At 75.2% G+C, this 18,995-nt stretch carries 18 protein-coding genes; 9 read left to right on the forward strand and 9 right to left on the reverse strand.

Features of this window, described 5'->3' with window-relative positions; genetic code table 11:
* Positions 1-44 precede the first annotated feature (44 nt).
* Together ACN20G_RS35610 and ACN20G_RS35615 are read right to left on the reverse strand one after the other, a co-directional pair.
* Positions 45-968, reverse strand: a complete 924-nt coding sequence (locus ACN20G_RS35610; protein WP_424217495.1) for a pyridoxamine 5'-phosphate oxidase family protein — start codon at positions 966-968, stop codon at positions 45-47.
* Between the two features lie 35 nt (positions 969-1,003).
* The gene (locus ACN20G_RS35615) at positions 1,004-1,459 is read right to left on the reverse strand and encodes a VOC family protein (RefSeq protein ID WP_424217496.1); all 456 of its coding nucleotides are present in this window, start codon (positions 1,457-1,459) and stop codon (positions 1,004-1,006) included.
* Between the two features lie 180 nt (positions 1,460-1,639).
* Here ACN20G_RS35615 and ACN20G_RS35620 point away from each other — a divergent pair, with 180 nt between their 5' ends.
* The 3 genes from ACN20G_RS35620 (at position 1,640) to ACN20G_RS35630 (ending at position 3,344) form a co-directional block, all read left to right on the forward strand.
* On the forward strand, positions 1,640-2,203 hold the full coding sequence (locus tag ACN20G_RS35620) for an HPP family protein (RefSeq protein WP_424217497.1): 564 nt from the start codon (positions 1,640-1,642) through the stop codon (positions 2,201-2,203).
* Positions 2,204-2,337: 134 nt separating this feature from the next.
* Positions 2,338-2,685 (forward strand): DoxX family protein, encoded by a 348-nt coding sequence (locus ACN20G_RS35625; protein ID WP_424217498.1) that lies wholly within the window; start codon positions 2,338-2,340, stop codon positions 2,683-2,685.
* Positions 2,686-2,888: 203 nt separating this feature from the next.
* Positions 2,889-3,344, forward strand: coding sequence for a pyridoxamine 5'-phosphate oxidase family protein (locus tag ACN20G_RS35630; RefSeq protein WP_424217499.1), 456 nt, complete (start codon positions 2,889-2,891; stop codon positions 3,342-3,344).
* On the opposite strand, the gene ACN20G_RS35635 is transcribed toward ACN20G_RS35630, so the two are convergent.
* The 3 genes from ACN20G_RS35635 to ACN20G_RS35645 all read right to left on the reverse strand — a co-directional run bounded on the left by ACN20G_RS35635 (position 3,319) and on the right by ACN20G_RS35645 (position 5,683).
* Positions 3,319-3,825 carry an Appr-1-p processing protein gene (locus tag ACN20G_RS35635; RefSeq protein ID WP_424217500.1) on the reverse strand — a complete coding sequence of 169 codons (507 nt, stop codon included), beginning with the start codon at positions 3,823-3,825 and terminating at the stop codon, positions 3,319-3,321. The two genes, ACN20G_RS35630 and ACN20G_RS35635, sit on opposite strands and share 26 nt — an antisense overlap.
* Positions 3,826-3,872: 47 nt before the next feature.
* Complete coding sequence (locus ACN20G_RS35640) at positions 3,873-4,475, reverse strand: sigma-70 family RNA polymerase sigma factor (RefSeq protein ID WP_424217501.1); 603 nt, start codon at positions 4,473-4,475, stop codon at positions 3,873-3,875.
* A gap of 284 nt (positions 4,476-4,759) precedes the next feature.
* Complete coding sequence (locus ACN20G_RS35645; RefSeq protein WP_424217502.1) at positions 4,760-5,683, reverse strand: LysR substrate-binding domain-containing protein; 924 nt, start codon at positions 5,681-5,683, stop codon at positions 4,760-4,762.
* 117 nt (positions 5,684-5,800) lie between these two features.
* Between ACN20G_RS35645 and ACN20G_RS35650 the strand changes: the two genes are divergently transcribed.
* The 3 genes from ACN20G_RS35650 to ACN20G_RS35660 are packed head-to-tail and all read left to right on the forward strand — an operon-like array spanning position 5,801 to position 8,518.
* Entirely contained in the window at positions 5,801-6,796 is a 996-nt protein-coding gene (locus ACN20G_RS35650; RefSeq protein ID WP_424217503.1) for a zinc-binding dehydrogenase, read from the forward strand.
* A gap of 4 nt (positions 6,797-6,800) precedes the next feature.
* On the forward strand, positions 6,801-7,433 hold the full coding sequence (locus tag ACN20G_RS35655; RefSeq protein WP_424217504.1) for an NAD(P)H-binding protein: 633 nt from the start codon (positions 6,801-6,803) through the stop codon (positions 7,431-7,433).
* The gene (locus tag ACN20G_RS35660) at positions 7,430-8,518 is read left to right on the forward strand and encodes a DUF7405 family protein (RefSeq protein ID WP_424217505.1); all 1,089 of its coding nucleotides are present in this window, start codon (positions 7,430-7,432) and stop codon (positions 8,516-8,518) included. Before ACN20G_RS35655 ends, ACN20G_RS35660 begins: the two co-directional genes overlap by 4 nt.
* Before the next feature lie 95 nt (positions 8,519-8,613).
* On the opposite strand, the gene ACN20G_RS35665 is transcribed toward ACN20G_RS35660, so the two are convergent.
* From ACN20G_RS35665 to ACN20G_RS35680, 4 genes are all read right to left on the reverse strand, one after another.
* On the reverse strand, positions 8,614-9,453 hold the full coding sequence (locus ACN20G_RS35665; protein WP_424217506.1) for a helix-turn-helix domain-containing protein: 840 nt from the start codon (positions 9,451-9,453) through the stop codon (positions 8,614-8,616).
* 175 nt (positions 9,454-9,628) lie between these two features.
* Positions 9,629-10,444, reverse strand: a complete 816-nt coding sequence (locus ACN20G_RS35670) for a helix-turn-helix domain-containing protein (protein ID WP_424217507.1) — start codon at positions 10,442-10,444, stop codon at positions 9,629-9,631.
* 1,125 nt (positions 10,445-11,569) lie between these two features.
* Positions 11,570-14,083 (reverse strand): alpha/beta fold hydrolase, encoded by a 2,514-nt coding sequence (locus ACN20G_RS35675; RefSeq protein ID WP_424217508.1) that lies wholly within the window; start codon positions 14,081-14,083, stop codon positions 11,570-11,572.
* A complete protein-coding gene (locus tag ACN20G_RS35680; protein ID WP_424217509.1) occupies positions 14,080-14,538 on the reverse strand; it encodes a nuclear transport factor 2 family protein in 459 nt (152 codons plus the stop codon). The genes ACN20G_RS35675 and ACN20G_RS35680 overlap by 4 nt, the downstream gene beginning before the upstream one ends.
* A gap of 154 nt (positions 14,539-14,692) precedes the next feature.
* On the opposite strand from ACN20G_RS35680, the gene ACN20G_RS35685 reads away from it, so the two are divergent.
* From ACN20G_RS35685 to ACN20G_RS35695, 3 genes are all read left to right on the forward strand, one after another.
* Entirely contained in the window at positions 14,693-16,189 is a 1,497-nt protein-coding gene (locus ACN20G_RS35685) for an MFS transporter (protein ID WP_424217510.1), read from the forward strand.
* A gap of 121 nt (positions 16,190-16,310) precedes the next feature.
* Complete coding sequence (locus ACN20G_RS35690) at positions 16,311-17,858, forward strand: FAD-dependent monooxygenase (RefSeq protein WP_424217511.1); 1,548 nt, start codon at positions 16,311-16,313, stop codon at positions 17,856-17,858.
* Positions 17,855-18,958 carry a ketoacyl-ACP synthase III family protein gene (locus ACN20G_RS35695; protein WP_424217512.1) on the forward strand — a complete coding sequence of 368 codons (1,104 nt, stop codon included), beginning with the start codon at positions 17,855-17,857 and terminating at the stop codon, positions 18,956-18,958. The genes ACN20G_RS35690 and ACN20G_RS35695 overlap by 4 nt, the downstream gene beginning before the upstream one ends.
* The last annotated feature ends 37 nt before the right edge of the window (positions 18,959-18,995 follow it).

Raw genomic sequence — 18,995 nt, forward strand, 5'->3', positions numbered from 1 at the left:
CCCCCGTCCCCTTCCGTCGAAGGGGGCGGGGGCCCGTGCGTGTCTCAGGCCGAGGCCCGACGCGGGGGGACCGGCGGGTTGAACCGCGAGTACTCGGGGGCCGACCAGCGCAGGGGCACCGCGTGCCCGACCTCGCGGACCGCGCTCACCTCGAACTCCACCGTCCGCTCCGCCGGGCCCGCCCAGCGCGTGCGGGCCTCGCCCGTCAGGTGCAGCAGGGTGCCGGTGTCCCAGTCGGGGAAGAGCAGGCCGGCGGCCGGTGACAGGGCCAGATTGCCCAGGGTGAGGAACATGGCGTTGCCCACGTAGTCGGGCCAGCGCAGCCGGGTGGGGGAGAGGACCTCGACGAAACCGGGATCGCCGCCCCGGTGCGAGGCGTCGGCCGCGCCCCGGTCGGAGGCGGTGGCCACGAAGAAGGTGTCCGCGGCCTCGATCGTCCGGCGCTGCGTGGCGGAGAGGGCGACGGAGTCGACGGCGGGACGCGGCGCGGGCGCGGGGCGGCCGGCGTCGGGGGCGAGCGGTTGGCGGACCTGGAGGTGACGGGGGCAGTTGGCGACGACCTCGTCGAGGGTCAGCCGCAGGCCGTCGGGGGTGGGCACGGCGAGGCCGTTCATCCGCATCCGGCGGCGGGTGCGGGGGTCGAGGGCGATGGTGCCCACCGGCAGCGGGGCGTGTGGGTCGGCTTGGGTGAGGGCCTCGGCGAGCGGGTCCTGGGGGTGCGGTCGGGCGGCCACGTCGAGCACCGACTCGTCCGGGACGGTCAGGAAGCCGGGGGCGGCGGCGAGCATCGTGCTCCACATCCGCCCGTCGGGGTCGGCCGCGCCGAGGACGAGGAAGGACTGGGCGGCGAGGAACTCGCGGGCGACGGGCGGGACGGTGTCCCGGATGGCGCGCAGCGAGATCCCCGCCTTGTGGGCGACGCCGGCCCGCCGCTGCACGGCGACCTCGCCCGCGTGGTAGACGGCCATGGCGGGTGCCTTTCGTTCGGAGGGCGGCCTGCGGTCTAGAAGAAGCCGCAGGTGGGGGCGGTGGGGACGGGGGCCGGGGCGGTGTCGGCGCCGGTCGGGGCGTAGATCTCCAGCCGGATGCCGTCGGGGTCGGTGAAGAACAGGCCGCCGGAGACGGCGCCCTCGCCGTGCGGGACGACGCCCTCGTAGGCAAACTCGGCGCCGAGGGCGCGCAGGACCTCCTCTGCGGCGTCGACCTCGGCGCGGGAGTCGACCTGGAAGGAGAGGTGGTGCAGGCCCGCGAGCTCGGTGGGGAAGCGGCCGGATGCCTGCTGCCACAGGGCGAGGACGAGTTCGGAGTCGTGGCCGAGGAAGGTCCAGCGGCGGTCGCCGTCCTCGCCCTCGCCGAGCGGGTCGAGGCCGAGGACCCGCTGGTAGAAGGCCGCGGAACGGTCCACGTCGGTGACGTTGAGGCCGATGTGTCCGGTGCGCAGGGTCGGGGTCCCGCTCATGGGTGGATACCGCCTTCGGGGAGGAGTGAGGCCGATTGGCTAACCGGTGATATTGAGCTTAGGGGTTAGTTGATGAGGGCGCAACCGGTCATGGGTTGGTGAAGGGTTAGGGTGTGGAGGTGCGCGGGGGTTCACGGGTGGCCGTTCGCGTGGTCCTGCCGCCACCCGAAGGGGGAGAACGTGTCCGTTTCCGAGAGTCCGGCCGTCGAACGTGTGGGGACGGGGGCGAGTGCGGGTGCGCGGGCGGGGTTGCGGGCGCGGCTCGTGGGACGGGCGCCGGCGCGGCCGGCCTGGTCCGCGCTCGGACTGTCCGCCGTGGCCGGCGGGTCCGCGCTCGCGCTGCTCGTGCTCCTCGGCGTGCTGCTCGACCACGCCGTGCTCGTGCCCTCCCTCGCCGCGAGCGCCGCCCTCGTCTTCGCGGCGCCCGCGCTGCCGCCCTCGCAGCCGCGCGGGGTGATCGGCGGGCAGGTGCTCTCCGCGCTCACCGGTTTCGCGGTGCTCGGCCTCGCCGGCGGATCGCCCTGGGCGGCGGCCCTCGCGGGCGGTCTGGCCATCGGGGTGATGGGGGTGGCGCGCGCCGCGCACCCGCCGGCCGCGGCCACCGCCGTCATCGTGGTGCTGAGCCGGCCGGAATTCGGTTCGTTCGTGGGCCTGTTGGCGGCGGCGACGGTGGTCCTCGTCGGCCTCGGGATCCTCGCCGCACGGGCCGGACGGGGCGCCCGCTACCCCGCGTACTGGTGGTGACCGGGTCGGCGGCGGGCGGGTCGCGAAAAAGGCGGCCGGGGATCTGTCACACGGAGGGCGCGGCCGGCGTCAGAGGGGTGTGAGGCCCGCCGGAACAGCCGGGGGGCCCGCGCCTCGACCAGGAGAGACCGGCCATGGAACTCGCCCACACCCTCGTCACCGTCCTCGCCGCGCTGATGGCCGGCTACTCGGGTTACGCCGTGCTGAGCCGGGCGGCGTGGGTGGTCGAGGCGCTCGACGGCTACGGCGTGCCCCGGAGCTGGTGGAACGGGCTCGGGCTGGTCAAGGTCGCGGGAGCGGTCGGGCTGTTGGCCGGGTTCGTGGCGCCGGCGCTGGGGGTCGCGGCCGGCGTGGGCCTGGTCCTGTACTTCCTGGGGGCCGTGATCACGGTGCTGCGGGCCCGGGCCTGGGGGCACGTGCCGTTCCCGCTGGTGTACGCGGCCCCGGCGGGCGCGGCCCTCGTGCTCGGCGGCCTGCTCTGAGGACGCGGTCCGATGGGGGATGTCAGACCCCCCGGTCACCATGGTGCACATGACGGGCCGCCGTTTCGCCGCCCGTTCGCGGGCTCCGGCCGAATCCCACGGGGGTGGGTTCGGTCGGGGTGGTGTGGGGGTGGGGGTAGGGCTCGGGGTGTAGGGCCGATGGCCGAGGTGGGGGTGGGGGGTCGGGCGGTAGCGTCCGGCGCATGGAAACGATCAAGGACGTGCGGACCCGGGCGGAGCGCCGACGGGCCGTGCTCGACCGGCTCGCCGCCGAGCGGGACGTGTGGGTGGCCACGGCCGGAGCGGACGGGACGCCGTGCCTGGTGCCGCTGTGGTTCCGGTGGGACGGTGAGGCCGTGTGGTTCGCCACGCGGCGCACCAACCCCACCGGGCGGAACCTGGAGGGCGGGGCGCGGGCGCGGTTGGCGCTGGGGGACACCGAGGACGTGGTGATGCTGGACGGCGAGGTGACCGTGTTCCCGGCCGAGGAGGTCCCGGCCGGGCCGGCCGACGGGTTCGCGGCCCGGTTCGGATGGGACCCGCGCCGGGAGGCCGGGTACGCGTACTACCGGGTGGTGCCCGACGAGGTCCGGGCCTGGCGGCACGTGCGCGAACTGAAGGGGCGTCAGTTGCTCACGCCCGAGGACCCCGCGCTGTGAGGAGCGGGGCCGGGCTCGGGTCGTAGACGGTGACGGGGACCCCGCGGGCGGTCAGGGCGGCGTCGACCAGGGGTCCCACGCGGCTCCAGTGCCCGCCGGCCAGGCCGCAGCCGATGCGCGGCATGTGCACGCTCGCGCCCAGTGCCGTCGCGTGTTCGGCGAGGGTGTCCAGGGCGCGGGCCACCGCGTCGTAGCGGATCGGGACGCGGGCGGCGCCGGCGCGGGCGATGCCGTGTTGGCCGATCAGGTTGGCCAGCGTGATCTCGGTCTCGACGGGCACCAGTTGGACGGCGCCGAGCGCGAAGTCGTTGTCGGCGCGGGCGCGGTACCAGCGGCGGTAGGCGCGTTCGGGTTCGGGCCACCGTCGGGAGACGGCGACGACGAAGCCCTTGCCCCAGCCTCCGGTGTCGTTGCAGAGGTGGGCGACGATCTTGGGGCCGGGGCCCTGGGGGTGGGTGGCGTCCCCGTGTGTGTGGCGCATCGGGTCAGGCTCGCATCCGGCACCGACAGTGCCGGGCCGGCGGGCGGTCAGGTGGTCGTGGGGCGGTTGCGGGGGCCGGCGGTGGGGCGGGCGTGGTGGCCGTCGAGCAGGGTGCGCAGGCGTCGACGGCCTCGGTGCAGGCGGGAGTTGACGGTGCCGTGGGGGATGCCGATCAGGCCCGCGATCTCGGCGTAGGGCAGTCCTTCCACGTCGGCGAGGAGGACCACGTCGCGGAACTCGGGGGGGATCGCGCGCAGGGCCGCGTCGACCTCGGGGTCGGGGATGGCGCGCAGCACCTGGTCCTCGGCGGAGGGCAGGCCGCGGGCGGTGTGCGAGGCGACGTTCGCGTACTGCCAGTCCTCCACGTCCGACAGCGAGGTGTGCTGGGGCTCGTGCTGCCGCCGGCGGTAGGTCGTGAGGTAGGTGTTGAGCAGGATCCGGCCGAGCCAGGCGCGCATGTTGGTGCCGGGGCGGAAGCTCTCGAAGTGTCGGAACGCCTTGGTGAAGGTCTCCTGGACCAGGTCCTCCGCGTCGGCCGGGTGCCGGCTGAGCCGCATGGCCTGGATGTACAGCACGGGGCGCAGACAGAGGGCGTCGCGTTCGAAGCGGGCGGTGCGTTGGGCGGCGGTCTCGGGCGGAGTTTCCGTCATCGGTCGAGTCCTCAGGTGTCGGCGCGACCGCCGGATCGGGGCGTGGAAGAGGTGCTCGACGGGGGCTCGGAGCCCTGCGAGCCCCCGATCGAGAACAGAAGAATAACGACTGGTCCGCATGTTTTGGAAGTCGAGGGGTGGGTCTTGTCCGGAATTCCCGAGGGATGTTTCGGGAGTTGGGGGTCCGGTGGTGGGTGATTGGGGTGGTTTGGGTGGGTTTTTTGGGAGGGAGTGGGGGAGGGGGCGAGGTTGGGTGTGGGCTGGGAAACGGCGTGAATGGTTTGTTATTCGGGGGGTGTGTCGAGCCAGCCCGCCGCGCGGGCCACCGTGAGGGCCGCCGTCGCGAAGCGGCGGGCCACCGGGCTGCCGCCGCCCGCCGGCAGCACCAGGCGGGTCGTGGCCGGCGCGAGCCCCGTGCCCGTGAGCGGTACCCAGCGCAGCCGCCCGGGCAGTTCGGCCACCGTCGACTCCTCGACGAGGCTCACGGTCGACGCGTCGGCCGGCACCCGCCGGCCCGGGTCGAAGGCCATCTCGCGGGCCCGCAGCTCGGGTCGGACTCCGGCCCGCCGGAACAGCTCCAGCACCTCGTCGTGCCGGCCCGGGTTCGCCTCCCGCGCGTGCAGGGCCACCGGGTACGCGGCCACCTCGGCGGGGGTGACGCCCGTCCGCCCGGCCAGCGGGTGCCCCGCCGCCACCAGGATCCCGCGCCGCTCCCGGCGCAACACCGGCAGCGACAGCCCCGGCACGCGCTCGGGGGAACGGGCCACCCCCACGTCCGCGCGGCCCTCCAGCACGGCGTGCGCGATGTCCGGAGTCGGGGTGGGCTCGGCCGTGATCCGCACCTCGGGCAGCGACCGGCCCACCGCCGCCACCAGCTCCGGGACCGTGCCGTAGCCCGCGCTGATGCTGTGTGCGAGCCGCAGCCGGCCCGACTCCCCGCGCCCGACCCGGCGCGCCGACTCCCACACCTCCTCCAGGGCCGCCAGCGCCGGCGCGCCCCGCTCCCACACCGCCCGCCCGGCCTCCGTCAGGCGCACGCTGCGGGTGGTGCGGTGCAGCAGCTCCACGCCGAGCAGGCTCTCCAAGCGGCGGATCTGGGCGCTGAGCGCGGGCTGCGCGATGTGCAGCCGGGCCGCCGCGCGGGTGAAGTTGCGTTCCTCGGCCACCGCGAGGAAGTAGCGCAGCAGACGGGCCTCCGGCAGGGTCACCCCGTCATCGTAGGCGGGCGGTGAACCGCCCCGACAGGCCATTCATAAGCGGGAGTTGTGAATCGGGAGCCGGCCGGTCTTTCCCCGCCGGGCGGTGCGCCGGCTAGCGTCGCCGACATGTCCTCCCCCTCCGCCGCCGACGCGGCCACCCCGTCCACCCCACCCGTCCCGCTCACCCCGCCCGACCTGATGCGGGCCTGGGTCGGGCATCCCGACGGGCCCGTCCTGCGCACCGTCCCGCTACCCGAACCCGGACCGCACGAGTTGTTGGTGCGGGTGGAGGCTTTTTCCGTGAACCGGGGCGAGCTGCACCTGTTCCGGCGCCGCCCCGAGGGCTGGCGGCCGGGCCAGGACCTGGCCGGGACCGTGGTGCGGGCCGCCGCCGACGGGTCCGGGCCGGCCGTCGGGACCCGGATCGTGGCCCTCAACGACTTCGGGGGCTGGGCCCAGTGGGCGGCCGTGCCCGTGGACCGGGCCGCCGAACTGCCCGCCGGGGTCGAGGTCCGCGAGGCCGCCGGACTCGGCGTGGCCGGATTGACGGCGCTGCGCGCGTTGCGCCGGGGCGGGCCGCTGCTCGGTCGCCGGGTGCTGATCACGGGGGCGAGCGGCGGGGTGGGCTCCTTCGCCGTGCAACTGGCCGCCGCCGAGGGCGCGGAGGTCACGGCGCTCACCGGCGTCCGGCGCGCCCTGGACCTCAAGGCCCTCGGCGCGCACGCGGTGGTCTCCTCCCTCGACGAGGCCGAGGGGGAGTTCGACCTGGTGCTGGAGTCGGTCGGTGGGGAACTGCTGACCGGGGCGCTGGGACGGTTGGGGCCGGCCGGGCACCTGGTGCTGCTGGGGACCTCCTCGGGGCGGACGGCCGCGCTCTCGCTGTCCTCCTTCCTGCCGCACGCCCGACAGATCCTGCACCCGTTCTGGGTGTACGGGTCGGGGGAGTCGGCGGCCGAGGACCTGGCGCTGCTGGTCCGGCTGGTCGAACGGGGCCGGTTGCGGCCGGTGCTGGGGCGGGTGGCCGCCTTCGACGAGCTGCCCGCGGTCCTGGCGGAGCTGGCGGAGCGGCGGATCGCCGGCAAGGCCGTGCTGCTGGTGCCCGCCGACGTGGCGGGGGAGTGAGGGCGTGGCCACCGTGCTCGTCGTGGGGTCCCCGTACCGGCTGAGCACCGGGCGGATCATCGCCCGGCACGCGGCGGAGCGCGGGCACACCGTGCGCTATCTGACCGATCCGGAGGGGCCCGGGGAGCGGCCCGGGGAGGACCCGTTCGCGGGCGCGGACGGGATCGTGCTGGTGCCGCACCGGGGCGATCCGCGCCGGCACACCGAGGGGGCCACGCGCACGGTGCTGGCCCGCGCGGCCCGGCACGGCACGAGCGCGCACCTGGTGCTGTTCTCCTCCTTCGCCGTCGGCCACGGCCCGGCGCACCCCCTGAACCGGCTCACGCCCACGCTGTTGCCGAGCCGGCTGGTCGCCGAGGAGCTGGTGCGCGGCTCGGGCCGGCCGCACACCGTCGTGCGCCCGACGTGGATGACCGACGACCCGCCCGGCAGCCACGCCGTGACCCTGACCCGGCACCCGCACGCCGACGGGATGATCGCCCGCGCCGACATGGCCGCCGTGATCGTGGCCGCGCTGGAGGAGCCGGCCGCGCGCGGCACCACCTTCACCCTCTTCAACGAACCCGGCCCGGCGCCGGTCTCCTTCGCCGAGGCGTTCGCCGCCCTGGCCCGCGACCCCCGGGAGGGTCCCTCATGAGCACGCCCCACGGCCGGCACCCCGCCCAGCACGCCTGGGAGGACACGTACGGCACGGACGAGATCGGGCGGCCGGTGCCGCCGCGCCGGCACCGGCTGCTGATGCTGGAGGTGCTCGGGAGGCCGACCGCGGCCGACGCCGAGGCGCTGGAGGCGGCGCTGACGGCCGCGGAGGAGGCGCACGGGCGGGGCCCGGACGGGCTGCTGCTGTGCCTGGGATGGGGGCCGGGCTGGTACGAGCGGCACTTGGGGGCGCGTTCGCCGGTGGGCCGGCCGGTGCCGATGGCGCGGTGGGAGAACCCGGTGCTGGAGGACCACGACGCCTGTCTGCACCTGGCCTCCGACCACGAGGAGGTGCTGGACGCGGTGACCGCCGCCCTGTTCGGGCCCGGGCCGTGGGACCGGCGGGGCCGGCTGCGGGTGGTCGAGACGCGCGAGGGGTTCGTGGGCGCCGGGCTGCCGGCCGCGCACCGGCCCGGCGACGGCTTTCCCGGCAAGGCCCCGCTGATGCTCGGCTTCCACTCGGGGCTGCGCCGCAACCAGGCCACGGAGGAGGAGGTGACGGTGCGCTCGGGGCCGCTGGCGGGCGGCACCACGATGCACGTCAGCCGGATCGTGCTGGACACCGACGGCTGGTACGAGCAGGACGAGGACACCCGGGCGGCGCTGATGTACTCGCCCCGGGCCACCGCGAAGGAGGCCGACACGCTGGTGGAGGACGCGGAGAGCGACCGCACGGAGCTGCCCGCGCTGGCCGCCGCGCACGGCAGGGTCGGGCACGCGCAGGCCACCGGCCGGGCCCGGTTGAACGGCCGGCCCCGGATCAACCGGCGGGACTTCGCGACCCTGGACGGCGGGGTGCCGGGCACCCACTTCGTGTCCCTCCAGCGGACGATGGAGGACTTCCAGGCGACCCGGGCGGTGATGAACGCCGCCGACGCGCCCGCGCACCACCGGGGGATCGGGATCCGGCGGGAGAACGGCATCAACGCGTTCATGGACGTGCGGGCGCGGGCCACGTTCGCCGTGCCGCCGCGCGCCGAGCGCGCCTACCCGGGACTGCGGGACCGGCCCGCGGCCGGCTGAACCGCGCGGGGCTGAGCCGTGCGGTCTGAGCCGTGCGGGGCCGAACGGTGCGGGCGCGGGCGGGTCGGTCGGGGTGGGGGCGACCGACCCGCCGGTCACCCCGAGACGCGCGACAGCAGTTCCGCGAGGGCCGCCGCCGACTCCGATTCGGGCTCCGGGCTGAACACCAGGGCCCGTTCGGCGGTCTCCGCGCCCTGGTCGAGGACCACGCGCGCGAGGTCCATCGCGCCGACCGCCGGATGCGTGAACGCGATCGTCGAACCGCAGCCGAAGGGCCCGGTGCGGTCCCGGTCGGGCCGGAACCACAGGTCCGCGAACTCCCCGCTGCTCGCCGCCAACTCGACCACCAGCGCGTGCAGTCGCTCGTCCCGGCCGCGATCGGCGGCCTCCCGCAGCTCGGCGACCACCGCCCGCGCCATGGTCGGCCAGGCCCGGTACAGGGCCCGGGTGCGGGGGTCGAGGAAGAGCATCCGGGCCAGGTTCGGCGGCACCACCTCGGTGGCCGCCGGCCAGTCCAGGTGCCAGGCCAGCAGCGCCTGCCCGGGCAGGTTCCAGCCGGTGACCTCGTACCGGTGGTTGATCGCGACCACCGGCAGGGTGGGCACCGCCCGGGTCAGGTGCGCCGGGCCTCGCAGTCGACACTCGCCCGGAGGGGCGCCCAGCCGGAACAGCTCGGCCCGTTCGCCGGGGTCCAGGCGCAGGGCGCGGGCCAGGGCGTCGAGGGCGGACAGCGAGACCCGGCCGGCCCGGCCGTCCTCGATGTCCCCGTAGCCGGCGGCGTCGAGCCCGGCGGCGTCGGCGAGTTCGGCGGGCAGCAGGCCGGGTCGGTCGCGGCCGCCGGGGGCGCGGTCCAGCCCGAGTTCCTCGGGGGAGAGGCGTAACCGGTGGGACCGCAGGAAACGGCTGAGGCGGGCGGGGGATTCCAGGGATTCCATGTGGTCAAGTGTGGTCAGCCCCGCTTTACCGAGCCTGCCCCTGTTGGTCACCCTCAGCCCCGGCCGGCCGATACCGCGCGGTGTGTTCCGGGCCCCCGGGTCCCGTGCCGGGGGCGGGTGTCGTCGCGCCCGTCCGCGCGACGCCGACGTCGGTGTCGGTGGGCGGGTCGGCCGCTCAGTTCGCGGCGGGGCCCGCCAGCAGCACACGCAGGGCGTTCTCGGCCGGGGAGGCGGGTTCGGCGTGGTAGAGGACGATGCACTGGTCGGGGGAGTCGGGCAGGCGCAGGCTCTCGAAGGACAGGGACATCTCGCCGACGGCCGGGTGGTGCAGCCGGCGCGTTCCGTGCGTCTTGTCGCCGACCACGTGGCCGGACCACATCTCGGTGAACTCGGCGCTGCGGGCGGCGAGTCGTTCGATCAGGGCGGTCAGGTCGGGGTCGCCGGGGAAGCGGCCGGCCATCATCCGCAGGTACCCGGCCATCTCCTCGGCCTCGTACTCCCACTGCGGGTACAGCTCGCGGGCGCCGGGGTGGAGGAAGACGAGTTCGGCGAGGTTGGGCGGGGTGTCGCCGGCGAGGACCTCGTCGAGGTCGAGGTGGCCCGAGAACATGGTGCGGGCCAGCGCGTTCCAGGCGAGGATGTCGGTCTGTCGGCCGAGGACGACGGCGGGTCCCTGGAGGTAGGCGGCGACCATGCGGGCGACGGCGGGACGGACCTCCTCGGCGGGGCGTTGCGGGCGGGCCAGTTCGGCGGCCCGGGACAGGTTGTGCAGGTGGGCCCGTTCGCCCGGGTTGAGCTGTAAGGCGGTGGCGATGGCGTCGAGCACCTCGGGCGAGGCGCTGCGGTTCTGGCCCTGTTCGAGCCGGGTGTAGTAGTTGACGCTGACCTGCGCCAGGTGGGCGACCTCCTCGCGGCGCAGGCCCATCACCCTGCGTCTCTTGCCGTCGCCGGTCAGTCCGATGTCGTCCGGTGTCAGCCGGCTGCGTCGCACCTGGAGGAATCTTCCGAGATCCGAGTCGCGCACTCCCGCTCCCCTCTGCATTCTCCTCGTTCGCCTTTCCCGGTCGGGTGTCACGATGAAAATGTCCTGACGGATCCTAGCCCCCTCGTGGCGGGGTTCCGGATCACCCGTGACGCGGATATCCGGGGGAGAAGGTCGCGGCGTCGGGTTCTCTTCTACAGAAACCCGGAACGTCGAATTCCAGTCAGTGAGGTGCGTCACACCGGGTTTCGAGTTGCCCGTGTGGGGCCGGTGACTGCCCTGTGAATCGCGGGTGTTGGGGTGTTTCGTCGTGGGGTTCGCAGGTGCGGCCGGTACGAACAACCAAGGGGTATTCGGCCACTCGTGCGTCATCGGGAACACGGCGCCGGGCGGTTATTGATCGTTCGACAGCGTGGGTCGAACTGAATCGTTGAGCGCCGTACGACATTGATTTTGCGGGTGCTTGGAATTTCCGCACCGGGACGTGTCCCAGGGGTCACGGCCGGGAAAACACCGGCGCCCGGACCCGTGTCGCACGGGTCCGGGCAGGCCACGGGCCCCGTCGGCCGCGAGCGGGGCGGTCGGCGGGGCGCGCGGGGGCGGCGCGGGCGGCGGGGGACGGGTCCCGGGGGAGGGGGGACCCGGCCTCGGCGGCCCGCGCGCGGGATGTCGGGCGCGGGAGCGCGCGGGGTCTTCGAGGGGCCGGCGCGGGTGCGGGGGCCGGCTCTCGGCGGGCGGGGCCGGCCGGATCTCGCCCCTGCGGAGAAGGGACGCTCGGCTTCCGGTCCGGACCGCTGCCGGGCCGATCGGGGAGGTGCGAGAGGGAATGGGAGGGAGGGATCTGTGTCACCTCCGGCTCCGGATCCGCTTCCGTTCCGGTTTCGGACGGGGGACGCGGACGGCCGAAACCCGGCGGACTCGTGCGCCCGTCCGCCCCGTGTGCCCCGGGTGTCACACCGGTCCCACGCGTACCGGCGGAGGAGAGGGATGAGACGGGACGCGCGAGGGGCGGGCGCGCGGGCGAGGACCGACAGGAAGGTCACCGCGCGCGCCCGCCCCCCGCCTCTCCGCGGCGCGCCCGCCCCCAGGGGAGGTGGACGGGCCGCCGGGAAAGCACCGGCGGATGGGCCGGGGTCAGCGGGAGAGGAACTCCTCCACCAGGGTGGCCAGGGCGGGCGGGGTCTCGATCATCGCGTAGTGGCCCGCGTTGCCGATCACCGCGAGTTCGCCGTTGGGGTAGTGCGTCATCCAGGTCGCGCGCATCGACTCCTCCGTCACGGCCGGATCGTTCTCGCCGACCACGACCAGCGCCGGGACCTGCGCGCCGCGGATCCGCTCGGCGAAGTCGGTGGTGCGGAAGGAGTCCAGGTAGGCGCGGAAGGCCACCGGCTCCACCTCCTTCATGGAGGTCTCCGCGAGCTGCGCCACCCAGTGGTCGGACAGCTTGTTCCCGGTGGTCATCGCGATGATGGTGCGCCGGTTCTCCACCTGGTGCGCGGCGTCCGCGAACAGCGGGAAGTCGGAGTCCGGGATCGGCATCCCGCCGGCCGGCACGGGGTTGAGGCCGATGATCCGCCGGACCCGGCCGGGGGCCTTGAGCACCACCTGCTGGACGGACTGGCCGCCCAGGGAGTGCCCGATCAGGGAGAACTCCGACCAGCCCAGCCGGTCGGCCAGCACCAGCACGTCCGAGGCGATCTCGTCGGTGGAGTAGGTGCCGCTCACGTCCACGCTGTTGCCGAAGCCGCGCGCGTCCATGAAGGCGTAGGTGAAGCGGGAGCCGTCCAGGTGCGGCCACAGCGGCGCGAAGGACTGGTGCCCGGCGAACAGGGAGTGCAGCACGATCACCTTGTGCGGGCCGGAGCCCACCGTGTGGGCGAACGGGGCGGTGGCGGGGCTCGTGAACATGTCGTCGTCCTTGTCGTGATCGTGAGCGGAAAGGGCCGGCGGGGCGTCGAGCGGGTGACCGCCCGCCGGATCGGCGTCGACCGCCTCGCCGGGGGCGTGCGCCACCAGCAGCCGGTCCAGCACCTCGTACAGATCGCGCAGTTCCTCGCGGTGCCCGTGCAGCACGACGTGCCCGTCGGGCCGCACCAGGTGGAAGCCGGCCCGGCCGCAGCGCAGCGAACGGGCCGCGCCGGCCGCGCCGGGACCCGAACCCACCCGCACCACCCGCAGCCGGCCCCGCCACGGGGTCACCAGCCGGCCGATCGCCTCGGCCAGGCCCCGGTCCGGCTCCTTCTCGCCGGGCGAGACCAGCAGGTGCAGCCGCGCCGGGTCGGCGCCCGGCCCGCCCACGCCCAGGGCCACGGCCGTCTCACGGGGCAGGGCCGCGCCCTCCCGCGCGTGCCGGCGCAGCGAGGCCCGGGCCGAACACCAGTCGCCGGGGCGGGCGCGGCGGGCCGGCACCACCCCGGGCAGCGGCTCGTACACCCAGCGCCGGCCGGCGGCGACCGGCACGTAGAAGCGGTTCAGGACGCGGGTGCGGTCCAGGGCGCGCATCGCCGCGTCCCGCAGGGTGACCTGGCTGCCCTTGGTCCACATCGCGGCCCGGGTCTGGAGGTCGGTGTCGCGGACCACGGCGTCGGCGACGGCCGCGCGCTCGGGGGTGTAGGAGTCCAACAGTCGCGCGTGGGCGTGGCCGCGGACCACCGAGGCCAGTTTCCACGCCAGGTTCTGCGCGTCCTGGATGCCGGTGTTCAGGCCCTGCCCGCCCATCGGGCTGTGCGCGTGCGCGGCGTCCCCGGCCAGGAACACCCGGCCCAGTTGGAAGGAGGCCGCGCGCCGGCGGTGCACCCGGAAGGTGGTGACCCAGTCCGGGTCCACCAGCCGCAGCCCGCCCGGGCCGCGCAGGTCCACCAGCCGCTGCATGTCGGCGAGCACGCCCTCGTCGAGGTCGGCGGGGGCGTTGGTGAAGAAGCGGTACAGGCCGAAGGGCTGCGGCACGATCGCCAGCACGCCCTGCCGGGACTGGTAGTAGTGGATCTCGTCGGGGGCGAGGGGGTCGCCGGCGATCTTCGCGTCGGTGATCAGGAAGCGGTTCTCGTAGGTGGCGCCCTCGTAGGCGATGCCGAGCTGCCGGCGCACGGCGCTGGTCGCCCCGTCCGCGCCGATCACCCACGGCACCTCGCAGCGTTCCACGTGCCCGTCCGCGTGCTCCAGCACCGCCGTCACCGGCCGGTCCGGGTGGATCGCGCCGGAGAAGTCCACGCCCTGGAGGGCCACGAGCCGCACCCCGCGCTCGATGTGTCCGCCCAGCCGGAGCAGTCCCGCGGTCAGCAGCTCCTCGGTGAGCCGCTGCGGCAGGCAGTGGGGGGCCAGCTCCTCGGTCATCCGCATCCGGGTCACCGGGCGCTTCTCCGAGTAGTACGTCATCTGCCGGAGCTTGACCGAGACCCGGTCCACGCCCCCGGCCAGTCCCAGGTCCTCCAGCACGTCCAGGGTCCTGGGCCACACCAGCATCGCCTTGGAGTGGACGCTGGGGCCGGCGGCGGCGTCGATCAGCCGCACCCGCACCCCGCGCCGCAGCAACTCGGCCGCCGCCGTCAACCCGGTCGGGCCGGCGCCCACGATCAGGACCTCGGCCCCGGGGCCCTCCTCCCGCGCGACGCCGGCCACCGGCCCGGCGGGGGCCTGCGGGCCGGTCACCGGAACGCCAGCGCTATCGCGTGGCTGTCCTCGTGCATGTGGTAGCGGACGATCCGTCCGTCCGCCACGCGCAGTTCCACCGCGAAGGGGGAGGAGAACGCCAGCCCGGTCGCGTCGACCCGGTAGCGGAACCGGCCCAGGGCCACCGCGTCCGCGCCGTCCGCGACCACCTTCGCCAGAACGAACTCCTCGGCCGTCAGGTTCGCCCCGGCCTGCGCGAAGAAGTCCCGGACCTCGGCCCGGGTGCTGCGCGCCCCCATCCACGGGATCAGTTCCACGTCACCGGGCGTGAACCACTCCAGGGGCTCGGCGAGCAGCGCGAGCGCGCCCTCGATCTCCCCCGCGCCCAGCGAGCGGAAGAACTCCGCGACCACCGCGCGGGTGCCCTCCGTCGTCTCGTGCGTCTGCTCGGTCCTGTGCGGTCCGGTCGTCTCGATCAGCGTCTGCTCCGTCATGCGGTGCAACGTATTCACGCCGCGCCGCCCGGAGACAGACCCATCCAGTGGTACCCACCGCAGTCATGCCAAACGGCGGGTACTGGCTAGCGCTCGAAGCCCGCTCGATTCTCGAACGGAACCCACCGACAGGAACCGAAAGGCTTCGACCCCCATGTCCACGGTCAACACCCCCGAGGGAACGCGGTCGCCGCACGAGGCCCCCGCACCGCCCTCCCCGCAGGTCCCCGGCGCCCCCGCGTCGGACCGGATGACGCGCCGCCAGACCCTGATCCTGCTGCTGCTGCTCGGCGCCCAGTTCACCCTCGCCGTCGACTTCTCCATCATGAACGTCGCCGTCCCGGTCATCGGCCGCGAACTGTCCTTCGCCCCCGAGAACCTCCAGTGGATCGCGACCGCCTTCGCGCTCAGCGCCGCCGGCTTCAGCCTCCTCTTCGGCCGGATCGCCGACATGATCGGCGCCCGCAAGGTCTTCCTCGCCGGCCTGACCCTGCTCACCCTGTCCTCGCTCCTCGGCGGGCTCGTCGACGCCTCCGGCCCGCTGCTCGCCGCCCGCGTCGCCCAGGGCCTGGCCACCGCCATGGTCACCCCGGCCGGCCTCGCCCTGCTGATCACCTCCTTCCCCGAGGGCCCGTTGCGCGACAAGGCCCTCGGCCTCAACGGGGCCATGCTCTCGGCCGGTTTCACCTGCGGCGCGATCCTCGGCGGACTCCTCACCGACGTGCTCAGCTGGCGCTGGGGCTTCTTCGTCAACGTGCCCGTCGGCATCCTGCTGCTCGCCGTCACCCCCCTGCTGCTGAAGGCCACCAAGGGAGCGCGCGGCGGACGCCTCGACATCCCCGGCGCCGTCACCGTCTCCGCCGGCCTGATCGCCCTGGTCTACGGCATCTCCGCCGCCGGCCAGTACGGCTGGGGCGACCCCACCACCCTGATCGCCCTCGCCGCCGGCGTGGTCCTGCTGGTGGTCTTCGGCTTCGTCGAACTGCGCGCCCCCGAACCCCTCGCCCCGCTGCGCATCCTCAGCCGCACCACCGTCACCTGGGGCAACATCGGCGGCGCCGCCACCTTCATCGGCTTCACCGCCATGATCTTCCTGCTGACCCTCTACCTGCAGGACGTCCTCGGCTACTCCCCGCTCGCCACCGGCCTCACCTTCGGCGTCTTCGGCGTCGGCGCCTTCCTCGGCGGGGTCACCGCCCCCCGCTGGATCGGGATCCTCGGCTCCAGCCGCGCCGTCCTCGTCGCCGGCCTCCTCGTGCAGGGCGTCACCGTCGGCGCCCTGTGGTTCGCCGGCGACGCCAAGGGCTGGCTGTACGGGGTGCTCGCGCTGGCCTTCGTCAGCAGCTACGCCCACGTGGCCGCGATCGTCGGCTTCATGGTCACCGCCACCTCCGGCCTGCCCGACGAACAGCAGGGCCTGGCCACCGGCATCACCACCCTCACCCAGCAGGTGTCCATCACCGTCGGCATCCCGATCATGAGCGCGATCGCCACCGCCCGGATCCGCTCCCTGCCCGAGCTGCCCGCGCACACCGCGACCCTCTCCGCGATCAACCTGTCGATCCTGGTCAACGGGCTGATCCTGGTCGTCGTCGCCCTCCTCGTGGCCCTGTTCCTGCGGGCCCGCCGCGCCGCCGCCCACCGGCCCTGACGGCCGCCACGACCGGCCGTCGCCGGGTGCCCGTCACGCGCCCCCGTCCGCACCCGGCGACGGCCGCACCACCCCCGCCCACCGGCCCCCGCAGCCCCTCGCGTCGAGAGGACACCGTCCGATGAACCGGCCCACCCCGCCCCCGCCGCCCGGCGACCCGCGCGCCGTCGACGTGCTGATCGCGGGCGCCGGCCCCACCGGCCTGATGCTCGGCGCGCTGCTGCGCCGGCTCGGCGTCGACGTCGTCCTCCTCGAACCCCGCACCGGGATCGACCCCCGCACCCGCGCCGTGATGGTGCACGCCGCCGCCCTCGAACTCTTCGACACCCTGGGCCTGCACGAGGCCCTGGACGCGCGGGGCGTGCGCTGCCGGCGGATCGACTTCCACACCCCCCACACCGAGCGCCTCGGCGGCCCCTTCCGCGTGGACTTCGCCGACCTCGCCGGGGACACCCCCTTCCCGCACTACCTGAACGTGCCGCAACCGGCCGTCGAGGAACTGCTGGAGGCCGAGTTCACCGCCCGGGGCGGCCGGATCCTGCGGGGCGCGCGCCTGGCCCGGTTCGAGTCCGGACCGCACGGGGTGGACGCCGTCGCCGTTGACGCCGAAGGGGCCGAACCGCGGTTCGCCGCGCGGGTGTTGATCGGCGCCGACGGGGCGGGCAGCACGGTGCGCACCGCGCTCGGCGTCGACTTCCCCGGCACCACCTACCCCATGAGCTACCTCCTCGCCGAGGGCCTGCCCGTGCTCGACCCCGACCCCGAGACCTCCGCCATGTACGTGGGCCCCGGCGGCGCCGTCTCCCTGCTGCCGCTGCCCGACGGACAGGTGCGGGTGGCCGGGCCGGTCTCCGCCACGGCCGCCCTGGACCGCGAGACCGCCCTCGACCCCGAACTCTTCCGCCGCGAGGTCGACGCGCTGGGCCACGGGGACGCGCTGCGCCTGGCCCGCCTGGACCGCACAGCCCACTATCAGGTCCACGAACGCCTCGCCGACACCTTCCGCGTCGGCCCCGTGCTGCTGGCAGGCGACGCCGCCCACCTCAACTCCCCGGCCGGCGGACAGGCCATGAACACCGGCTTCGGCGACGCCTGGGCCCTGGCCTGGCGGCTGGCCGCCATGCTCGGCGGCGCCCCCGACACCCTGCTCGACGACTACGCCCGCGAACGCCGCGCCGCCGCCGCCCAGGTCGCCCGCACCACCGCCGTCCTGCCCCTGCTCACCCGGATGCGCGAGGCCGACACCCCCGCCGCCCGGGCCGCCGTGGACGAGGCCCTGCGCGGACACGCCGCCGCCTGGAGCCGGCTCTACCCGCACCACGAACCCGGCCGCGAGGGCACCGGACCCGAGACGGTCGGCGCCGACCTGCCCGCACCCGCCGAACACCGGCTGCGGCCCGGCGCCCGCGTCCCCGGCCACCGCCCCACCCTCGGCCGGCACACCCTCCTGCACCGCCCCGGCGCCCGGCCCCCGGCCGGCGAGGGCCCCGAACTGCCGCCCGGCACCCTCGCCGCCGCCCTCACCCCCGGGCAGCTCGCCCGCCTCGACCGACACGACCCCGAGGCCGTGGCCGTCCTGGTCCGACCCGACGGGCACGTCGCACGCCTCGTGCGCGCCGCCCGCCCCTCGACCGTCCGCACCGCCCCCGCGCAGGAGGCCCACGCATGACCGTCACCACCAGCCACCCGCCCACCCCCGCGCCCGGGCCCGCCGGCGCGCCCGGGGCCGCTCCCCCGGCCCTCGTGACCATCACCGGCACCGGCTCCCACCTGCCCACCACCCGACTCGACCTGCCCACCGAGGCCGGCCGCCGCACCGGCACCGACCCCGAACGGATCCGCGCCACCGGCTACCGCACCATCGCCGCCGAACGCGCCCACCACCCCGCCGACATGGCCCTGATCGCCGCCCGCCGCGCCCTGGCCGCCGCCGGCACCGACCCCGCCGACCTCGACCTGATCGCCGTCACCGCCATCCACCGCCACGGCCACAAACGCCTGTGGTCCCCGGCCTCCTGGCTCCAGGCCCGCCTCGGCAACGACCGGGCCCTGCCCTTCACCGTCAACCAGGGCTGCAACGCCCAACTCCTCGTCCTCGACCTCGCCGCCGGCTTCCTCGCCGGCCGCGGCCTGCGCACCGCCCTGGTCGTTGCCACCGACCGCTTCGCCGACTCCGCCTTCGACCGGTTCACCGCCGACTACGGCATCGTCTACGGCGACGGGGCCGCCGCCGCCGTCCTCACCACCGACCCCGCCCACACCACCGCCCCCGAGGCCCCCGGCCCGCACTGGCGGGTGCTGGCCGCGCACAGCGTCAGCGACCCCGGCCTCGAAGGACTGCACCGGGGCGACGAACCCGCCCCCGAGACCCCCGACACCCTCGCCGACGAGCACGACGTGCGCGCCGCCAAACGCCGCTACCTCGCCGCCCACGGCTCCGACAGCCTGCGCGCCGCGACCTGCCGAGCCGTCCGCGAGATCCGCGCCGCCCTGCTCCCCGAGGGCGACCACCCGCGACTGCGGCACATCGTCTACCCCAACCTCGGACTGCCGCTGCTGGAGGAGAACTACTTCCCCGAACTGCCCGGCGGCGCCGACCGCTCGCTGTGGGAGTTCGGCGCCACCGTCGGACACCTCGGCAGCGGCGACCAGATCGCCGGCCTCGACCACCTCTCCCGCACCACCCACCTCGCCACCGGCGACCGGGTGCTGCTGCTGGGCGCGGGCTCCGGGTTCACCTGGACCGGGATGCTCCTCGAACGCGTCTGAACCGATCCGCCCCCGCGCACCGAACCGCGCCGGGCAC

The sequence above is a fragment of the Streptomyces dryopteridis genome (genome assembly GCF_049606955.1).
Taxonomy (GTDB): Bacteria; Actinomycetota; Actinomycetes; order Streptomycetales; family Streptomycetaceae; genus Streptomyces.

Bases quoted from the DNA above. Each gene is read 5' to 3' on its own strand.
- ACN20G_RS35685 (WP_424217510.1), top strand. From the start codon at position 14,693: ATGTCCACGGTCAACACCCCCGAGGGAACGCGGTCGCCGCACGAGGCC.
- ACN20G_RS35625 (WP_424217498.1), top strand. From the start codon at position 2,338: ATGGAACTCGCCCACACCCTCGTCACCGTCCTCGCCGCGCTGATGGCC.
- ACN20G_RS35660 (WP_424217505.1), top strand. From the start codon at position 7,430: ATGAGCACGCCCCACGGCCGGCACCCCGCCCAGCACGCCTGGGAGGAC.
- ACN20G_RS35630 (WP_424217499.1), top strand. From the start codon at position 2,889: ATGGAAACGATCAAGGACGTGCGGACCCGGGCGGAGCGCCGACGGGCC.
- ACN20G_RS35615 (WP_424217496.1), bottom strand. From the start codon at position 1,459: ATGAGCGGGACCCCGACCCTGCGCACCGGACACATCGGCCTCAACGTC.
- ACN20G_RS35680 (WP_424217509.1), bottom strand. From the start codon at position 14,538: ATGACGGAGCAGACGCTGATCGAGACGACCGGACCGCACAGGACCGAG.
- ACN20G_RS35695 (WP_424217512.1), top strand. From the start codon at position 17,855: ATGACCGTCACCACCAGCCACCCGCCCACCCCCGCGCCCGGGCCCGCC.
- ACN20G_RS35690 (WP_424217511.1), top strand. From the start codon at position 16,311: ATGAACCGGCCCACCCCGCCCCCGCCGCCCGGCGACCCGCGCGCCGTC.
- ACN20G_RS35665 (WP_424217506.1), bottom strand. From the start codon at position 9,453: ATGGAATCCCTGGAATCCCCCGCCCGCCTCAGCCGTTTCCTGCGGTCC.
- ACN20G_RS35610 (WP_424217495.1), bottom strand. From the start codon at position 968: ATGGCCGTCTACCACGCGGGCGAGGTCGCCGTGCAGCGGCGGGCCGGC.
- ACN20G_RS35650 (WP_424217503.1), top strand. From the start codon at position 5,801: ATGTCCTCCCCCTCCGCCGCCGACGCGGCCACCCCGTCCACCCCACCC.
- ACN20G_RS35635 (WP_424217500.1), bottom strand. From the start codon at position 3,825: ATGCGCCACACACACGGGGACGCCACCCACCCCCAGGGCCCCGGCCCC.
- ACN20G_RS35640 (WP_424217501.1), bottom strand. From the start codon at position 4,475: ATGACGGAAACTCCGCCCGAGACCGCCGCCCAACGCACCGCCCGCTTC.